The sequence below is a fragment of the Nonomuraea sp. NPDC046570 genome (assembly GCF_040645915.1).
In the GTDB taxonomy this organism is placed as follows: Bacteria; Actinomycetota; Actinomycetes; order Streptosporangiales; family Streptosporangiaceae; genus Nonomuraea.
On the sequence record NZ_JBEYZF010000025.1, the window covers coordinates 108,338 to 116,393 of the forward strand.

General features: G+C 68.0%; 6 protein-coding genes. 1 reads left to right on the forward strand and 5 read right to left on the reverse strand.

Annotated features, from left to right (window positions below; all coding sequences use genetic code 11):
• Positions 1-9: 9 nt before the first annotated feature.
• The 4 genes from ABZ911_RS31495 to ABZ911_RS31510 form a co-directional block, all read right to left on the reverse strand.
• Positions 10-483: a histidine phosphatase family protein gene (locus tag ABZ911_RS31495; protein WP_358064040.1), complete on the reverse strand. Its 474-nt coding sequence runs from the start codon at positions 481-483 to the stop codon at positions 10-12.
• Positions 484-689: 206 nt separating this feature from the next.
• Positions 690-3,011 carry a sodium-translocating pyrophosphatase gene (locus ABZ911_RS31500; RefSeq protein ID WP_358064043.1) on the reverse strand — a complete coding sequence of 774 codons (2,322 nt, stop codon included), beginning with the start codon at positions 3,009-3,011 and terminating at the stop codon, positions 690-692.
• Between the two features lie 397 nt (positions 3,012-3,408).
• Entirely contained in the window at positions 3,409-3,837 is a 429-nt protein-coding gene (locus ABZ911_RS31505; protein WP_358064046.1) for an ATP-binding protein, read from the reverse strand.
• Between the two features lie 2 nt (positions 3,838-3,839).
• Positions 3,840-4,190 (reverse strand): STAS domain-containing protein, encoded by a 351-nt coding sequence (locus ABZ911_RS31510; protein WP_084955907.1) that lies wholly within the window; start codon positions 4,188-4,190, stop codon positions 3,840-3,842.
• A 154-nt stretch (positions 4,191-4,344) separates the two neighbouring features.
• Between ABZ911_RS31510 and ABZ911_RS31515 the strand changes: the two genes are divergently transcribed.
• Positions 4,345-6,879 carry a DEAD/DEAH box helicase gene (locus tag ABZ911_RS31515; RefSeq protein ID WP_358064049.1) on the forward strand — a complete coding sequence of 845 codons (2,535 nt, stop codon included), beginning with the start codon at positions 4,345-4,347 and terminating at the stop codon, positions 6,877-6,879.
• A gap of 475 nt (positions 6,880-7,354) precedes the next feature.
• Here ABZ911_RS31515 and ABZ911_RS31520 read toward each other — a convergent pair.
• Positions 7,355-8,056: hypothetical protein (locus tag ABZ911_RS31520; RefSeq protein WP_358064052.1), on the reverse strand; the 702-nt coding region annotated here is incomplete at its 5' end.

An 8,056-nucleotide genomic window follows, 5' to 3' on the forward strand; every position in this document is an offset into this window, starting at 1 on the left:
GGCCGGGTGCTACTCCTGGTGCTCCTTGGGATCCCAGCGCGTGACCAGGCGTCCCTCCCCTGGCCACAGGTCTACCCACGCGGCGGCGGTCTCGATCACCGCGAACGAGCCCGGCCTGAAGGTGTACTCGCCGCCCGCCAGGCTGAGGGCCATCTCGTGCACGCCGGGGTTATGGCCGCACAGGACGATCGTCGCCGCCTCCGGGTCCGAACGGCGGACCAGGCTGTACAGCTCTTCCGGGTAGGCCTCGTAGATGTCGCGCTCGAAGGAGACGTCGGCGGCGGGGAAGGCGAGTTCGGCCGTGCGCCTGGTGCGTACGGCGGGCGAGCAGAGCACCAGGCCGGGCTCCAGCCCGAGGGACCTGATCTCGGCGCCCGCGCGCTCGGCGTCGCGTTCGCCGCGGTGGGTGAGCGGGCGCTCACGGTCGTCGAGGCCGGGGATCTGGGCCGCCTTGGCGTGCCGCAGGATGATCAGCGTACGCACTCGGTCAGCTCCCGTTCGAGGCCCAGATGGACAATCCGGCGATCACCGCGAGGATCACCAGCATCCCGAGCAGGATGAACGCCAACGTCTTGCCGCCGGTGGGCCGTTGCTCTTCCATGCCCTTCAGTGTCCCACCAGGCACCCAAGGTCGGTGAAACAGGCGTGGGGCCCGCACGCCGTGTGCGGGCCCCACACTGGGTTCCGGGTCAGGACGCGACCTGCTCCGGCTTCCTCTCGTTGTTGTTGTTGCCACTCGGCGAGATGCTGACGTGCCGGCGCTTGGAGACCACGATCGCGGCGACGACGATGCCCACCGCGACCACGGTGACGCCGATGCGCACCGCGGGATCGGCCGCGTAGGTGACGACCGCGGGCGCGACCAGCAGCGCGACCAGGTTCATCACCTTGATCAGCGGGTTGATGGCCGGGCCGGCGGTGTCCTTGAACGGGTCGCCCACGGTGTCACCGATGATGGTGGCCTCGTGCGCGGCCGAGCCCTTGCCGCCGTGGTGGCCGTCCTCGACCAGCTTCTTGGCGTTGTCCCACGCGCCGCCGGAGTTGGACAGGAACACCGCCATCAGCGTGCCGCAGGCGATCGCGCCGGCCAGGAACGCGCCGAGCGGCGCGTAGCCGAGCGCGAAACCGACCGCGATCGGTGTCAGGACCGCGAGCAGGCCGGGCGTGGCCAGTTCGCGCAGCGAGTCGCGGGTGCAGATGTCGACGACGCGGCCGTACTCGGGCTTCTGGGTGCCGTCCATGATGCCCGGGTTGTTGCGGAACTGGTCGCGTACCTCGAAGACCACCCGCATCGCCGCCCTGCCGACCGCGCTGATCGCCAGACCGGAGAACAGGAACACCACCGAGGCGCCGATGATCAGGCCGACGAGCACGTTGGGCGCGTCGATGCCGAGGCTGAAGTTCTGGAACGAGCCCAGCGCCTGCTTCACCGCCGCACTCGCCCCGGTGAGCTCGGCCTCCACCGCTGTTCGGAACGCGCCGAACAGCGCCGTCGCGGCGAGCACCGCCGTGGCGATCGCGATGCCCTTGGTGATCGCCTTGGTGGTGTTGCCGACCGCGTCCAGGCTGGTCAGCACCCGCGCGCCCTCGCCCTCGACGTCGCCGGACATCTCCGCGATGCCCTGCGCGTTGTCGGAGACCGGGCCGAAGGTGTCCATCGAGACGATGACGCCGACCGTGGTCAGCAGGCCGGTGCCGGCCAGCGCGACGGCGAACAGCGCAATCGTCACGTTGCCGAAGCCGAGCAGGAAGGCGCCGTAGACCGCGCCGCCGATGATCAGCGCCGAGTAGACGGCCGACTCCAGGCCGACGCTGATACCCGCCAGGATGACGGTCGCCGGGCCGGTCAGCGAGCTCTCGCCGATCTCCTTGACCGGGCGCCGGTTGGTCTCGGTGAAGTAGCCGGTGAGCACCTGGATGGCGCTGGCCAGCACCAGGCCGATGAGGACCGCGCCGATCGCGATGAGCCTCGGGTCGGCGTCGGACTGCACGGACGCGCCGGTCAGGCCGCTGAAGGTACTGGGCAGGTACCAGAAGGCGGCGGCCGCGACCAGCACCGCCGAGATGGCGGCCGAGATGAAGAAGCCCCGGTTGATGGCGCTCATGGCGTTGCGGTCGCCGTCGCGGGAACGGGTGACGAAGATGCCGATGATCGCGGTGATCACGCCGATCATGGGCACGATCAGCGGGAAGATCAGGCCCTGCTCGCCGAAGGCGACCTTGCCCAGGATCAGGCTGGCCACCAGCATGACGGCGTAGGACTCGAACAGGTCGGCGGCCATGCCCGCGCAGTCGCCGACGTTGTCGCCCACGTTGTCGGCGATCGTCGCCGGGTTGCGCGGGTCGTCCTCCGGGATGCCCTGCTCGACCTTGCCGACCAGGTCGGCTCCGACGTCGGCGGCCTTGGTGAAGATACCGCCGCCGACCCTCATGAACATCGCCAGCAGCGCCGCGCCGAAGCCGAAGCCCTCCAGCACGCCGGGCGCGTCACCCTGGTAGATGAACACGACGACCGCAGCCCCGAGCAGGCCCAGGCCCACGGTGAACATGCCGGCCACACCGCCGGTGCGGAACGCGATGCGCATGGCGCGCTTCTCGCCCGACACCCGGGCCGCGGCGGCGACGCGGACGTTGCCGCGGACCGCCAGCCACATGCCCATGAATCCGGTCAGGGCGGAGAAGCCCGCGCCGACCACGAAGAAGACCGAGCGGCCGATACGCACATCGGTCTCGCCCGGTAGCAGCAGCAAGAGGAATGGGATGAGCACGACGAAGATGGCGAGCGTCCTGAACTGCCGCGTAAGGTACGCGGCGGCTCCTTCCTGGACGGCCCGCGCGATGTTCTGCATGCGTTCGGTGCCCTGATCGGCTCCGAGCACTTCGCGCACCAGACCGCCTGCGACGGCCAGTGCGATCAGCGCCACGGCGGCGACCACGACCACGATGGTGAGATTGTTTCCGCTCAGCGCCAGATTTGAGGCTGGCTCAGCGGCCAGCAAAAGCGTAGACATCCGTTCTCCTCGGCAAGACGGGTACGTCCTGCCCGGATGGCGCTGCGATGTACGGCGGCGGTGCGGCGACATCCGGGTTATGGGCTGCCGCTTCCGGTTGAGTCGGCGTTCTGCCGGATCACCTTGGCCGGTGCCGGGAGTCTACGCACGGGTTCCACGGATATGAAGGCTCTGCGGGTACCCGTTTAGGGCCGCGTCTGGTAATCCCCTGACAACGGGCTGATTTGTCGCTGACAAGGAAGTATTTCCCGCTGTTTACGGCCGTGACAAGGACGGGAAAAGGTCGGCCCGAAAATAGGGATGGCGTAGCGGCGGCCGGCCACGCTCGCTTGAGGAGCGTCTCCCTGGACAGGGGGCGGCTCCGTGGGCCGGGTGGGCCCGGCCACGGCTTGCCGTACTAGATCGTGCGTCCGTTCGTGGCCGCCGGCCAGCTCATCCGGATGCGCATGCCCTTGGGGCTGGGGAAGACCTCGACGTCGTCGGCCAGGCCCGCGATCACCGCGATGCCGAAACCGGACATGAAGGAGTCGGAGAGCGAGCCCAGGTCGAGCGGCTGCTCCTGTTTGATCTCATCGCTCGGGGCCAGGTCGCTGACCGTGACCTCGAACCGGCCCGAGTCGTCTCGCAACTCGATGCGGATGGGCTCCCCCGGGCAGTGGGCGCGGTGCGCCTCCACCGCCCGGGAGCAGGCCTCACCGACTGCGAGCCTGACCTCGTCCAGCAACGACTCCTCCACGCCCGTGCGCCGGGCGATCGCCGTGGCGACCAGCCGTGCGGTGCGCACGTGCGCGGGCAGAGCGCTGAACGTCAGCTCAACGGTAGCCATGACTACTTGTCTCGGCCGTGAGCTTCCTTGGCCTCGTCGACCGAAGCGTAGATCCCGAAGACCTTGGTGAGTCCGGTGATCCGGAAGATCTTCAGGATGCGCTCCTGAGTGCAGACCAGCTCCAGCGACCCGTCATGCGCGCGAACCCGCTTGAGCCCACCGACCAGGACACCAAGACCTGTGGAGTCCAGGAAGTCGACCTTCTCCATGTTGACGAGAAGGTGGAAGTTGCCCTTGTTGACCAGATCGATCAGGAGCTCACGCAATCTGGGCGCGGTGTAGACATCGATCTCACCCTCGACTTCAACGATGGTGAGTCGATCGTCCTGGTGGTGATCCAACTTCAGATCCACAGATCCTCCAGCGCCTCGCCTGCGAAAGTACCCTTGCGGGCCTGGCAGTCTGGAGCAGGTTGCTCCCGACCGTCCGACCCCGACGCGCGGCATTCAACCACGGGTCTTGCTTGTGTCTATACGAAATCACGATTCCCGGCGACTTTGCCCAGGGATGCCAGACTGGAAACCAGTGAGTTCCTCCGCTTCCTCCCCACAACGAGCCGGTCCACTCCTCCATCACCTGCTCGGCGTTCCCGCACGTCATGGGCGCGTCACCCATGTGGAGCATGTTCCAGCACGTCAGGCGGGTCAAGCAGCCTGGCCCACATGGACGCCGGATTCGCTGGTTACGCGCTTGGCGAACCACGGCGTAACAGGACTATGGCCTCACCAGTACGAGGCGGCCGAGCTCGCGCACCGTGGCCTAAACGTGATCATTTCCACAGGTACGGCGTCCGGAAAGTCCCTGGCCTACCTCACACCCGCGATCACCTCGGTCTTCTCCGGAGGAACCGTCCTCTACCTGACGCCCACCAAGGCGCTGGCCGCCGACCAGCTCCGCGGCCTCAAGGAGCTGCGCCTCGGCCAGCTCAGGGCCGCCTGCTTCGACGGCGACACCCCCTTCGAGGAGCGGGCCTGGGTACGGCGGCACGCCAACTACGTGCTCACCAATCCGGACATGGTGCATCGGGCCCTGCTGCCGCGGCACGCGCAGTGGTCGGCGTACTTCCGGCGGCTGAGCATGGTGGTCGTGGACGAGTGCCACGGCTACCGCGGGGTGTTCGGGTCGCACGTGGCCCAGATCCTGCGCCGCCTGCGCCGCATCTGCGCCCGGTACGGCTCCCAGCCGGTCTTCGTGCTCGCGTCGGCCACCGCCAGCGAGCCCGGGGTGTTCGGGAAGCGGCTGACGGGGCTTGAGATGGCCGAGGTGACCACTGACGCGTCACCGAAGGGTGCCACCACCTTCGCCCTGTGGGAGCCGCCCCTGACCGATCTCCGGGGCGAGGGAGGGGCTCCTGTACGGCGGACGGCGACGGCCGAGGCGGCGGACCTGCTGGCGGACCTGGTGATGGCCGACGTACGAACGCTGGCGTTCGTCCGCTCACGCCGCGGAGCCGAGACGGTCGCCCTGTCGGCACGCGCCAAACTGTCCGACCTCGCCTCCTCCTTCGGCCCGACCAGCCCCTTCCCCACCCCGGACACGCTCTCGCCCTCCCCCTCGGACATCACACCAACACCCACCGGACGCGCCCCTTCGTCACACCCCGAAGACACCGCTGCGTCAGACGTCGACTCCTCCCCTCAGGGGTTCGTCGCGCCAGCCGTGCCGGGCTCCTCCGGCCCAGAGCACCCGGAAGCGCTCGATGCGGCCACGGAGGCCGCCGAGTTGCCCGGGAAGGTCGCCGCCTACCGGGCCGGGTTCCTCGCGGAGGATCGGCGCATCCTGGAGAAGGCGCTGCGGTCGGGGGAGTTGCTCGGGCTGGCCACCACGAACGCTCTGGAACTGGGCGTGGACGTCTCCGGTCTCGACGCGGTGCTCATCGCGGGCTGGCCCGGCACCCGGGCATCGCTCTGGCAGCAGGCCGGGCGGGCGGGGCGCGCGGGCCAGGACGCGCTCGCCGTACTCATCGCGAAGGACGACCCTCTCGACACCTACCTCGTCCACCACCCCGACGCCCTTTTCGGCCAGCCGATAGAGGCCATCGTGCTCGACCCCGACAACCCGTACGTCGTGGGTCCCCACCTGTGCGCCGCCGCGGCCGAGATCCCGCTGACCGAGGACGACCTGGCCGTGTTCGGCGACACCGCGCCCGGCGTGCTCGACGACCTCGTCGAGAAGGGCCTCCTCAGGCAGCGGGCGACGGGCTGGTTCTGGACGAACCGCGACCGCGCCACCGACCTCGCCGACATCCGCGGCTCCGGCGGCGCCCCCATCCAGGTCGTCGAGTCCTCGACGGGCCGCCTCCTCGGCACCGTGGACGAGTCCTCCGCGCATACCACCGTCCACACCGGCGCCGTGTACCTGCACCAGGGCGAGACGTTCCTGGTCGAACTCCTCGACCTGGAGGCCGGAGTCGCCCTGGTCGGCAGCTCGGAGCCCGACTACTCCACCTTCGCCCGGGATGTCACCGAGATCTCCGTGCTGTCCACCACCACCTCGCAGCGGCTCGGCGCGGCCGGCCTGCACTTCGGTGAGGTGGAGGTGACGCGGCAGGTCGTGTCGTACCTCAAGCGCCGCGTACAGACCGGCGAGGTCCTCGGCGACGAGCCCCTCGACCTGCCACCGCGCACCCTGCGCACCCGCGCCGTGTGGTGGACGCTGCCCGCCTCCGCCGTGGCCGGGCTCGCGGCGGCGGGCTTCGACCTGGGCGGCGCGGCCCACGCGGCCGAACACGCCAGTATCGGCCTGCTGCCGCTGTTCGCCACCTGCGACCGCTGGGACATCGGCGGCGTCTCCACCGAACTTCACCCCGACACCGGCCTGCTCACCGTGTTCGTGTACGACGGGCACGAGGGCGGCGCGGGCTTCGCCGAACGCGGCTACGCCCGCGCGACCGACTGGCTCACCGCCACCCGCGAAGCCATCGCCTCCTGCGAATGCGACCACGGCTGCCCTTCCTGCATCCAATCCCCCAAATGCGGCAACGGCAACGACCCCTTGGACAAGCAGGGCGCACTCCACCTCCTGTCGGCCCTACTCCCTTAACCTCGTCTGGTTTTCCCCGGTAGAGCACCACATCAAGACGCCGCGCCAGCGCAACTTCTTCACATTTCACTAACGAGCGGCTTTTATGCACAGTTTCGGTTTCATAAAAGTTAGCCCAAACCGATACAAAGATGTCTAACTAAACTCATCACCGATTACACAGTGCGCCATAACTGCCACCGGCTCGCAAGGGTCAGCCCAAGCTGTGAACGGCTGCGAAAGCCCTACCAAACACTGCTTCTCCAGTGGGCGGCTGTCATCTTCGACTGAGATGGCATCTTAATTAGGGCGCGCTTGGCACCAAGGCTTTACCGAGAGCAGGTATTTCCTTCATGTTTACACAAATCAGCACCGACATTCTGGGCGAATCGGACCGGACCATCACCGAGCGATGACCGGGGCAGACCCCATCCTGGCCTCCCTGCACGCCCCACTCTGTGACGAGCAGTTCACTCGTGTGCACGTTTGCCGCGCTTCACGCGGAAGCTCTGAGGCGACGGTTGCGGACGGCGGCGTTCCGGCTCCACACCAGGGGCTGAAGATCCGCCGGGCCTCCGAGTACGTTCTCGGTGGCCAGCACCTCCCGACGAGAGGTCTTGGCGACGGATGCCCGCTGGCGGTAGTCCAGGAAGGTCTGCACCTCACCGGCGCTGTGACAGAGTTCCCACTTCGGACCCTCCAACTCGGTGTAGGACATGCCCTCATACACGTAGTCACCCAACGTGGCCACGTGGACAGCCCAACGGCGAAGCAACGACGACGAAGCCCGCAAGCTGAGCACCCCACCCAGCGACTCCACCTCGGCCCGTGACACATCGTCCTCGGGACGCCACCGCTGCCACCAGGTGCCATCGGCCCGCCGAGTACGCCACTCGTTGGCTGCGAGGTCAAGGCCCCAGGTGTGCCAGCGGACCGTGCCGGACACCGCTCCAGACGCGGCAACCCTCCGACTGAGGTACCGAGCGGTCCGCGCCGACAGGTAGGTCAGGTCAGCGGGGATCAGCGCCACAGGGTCACTCTGTTCGGCGTCGAATGGGTTGGGATCGATGAACCGCCGATCGATGATCACCATGGTGCCGGCCCGGAACCTGTCAATTTGATCAAGGCAGTTGAGCTGGGCTAATTCTGTGTCGGCTTCTCTGTGGTCTCCTTCAGGTCCTCGTTCTTGGGCTTGTTG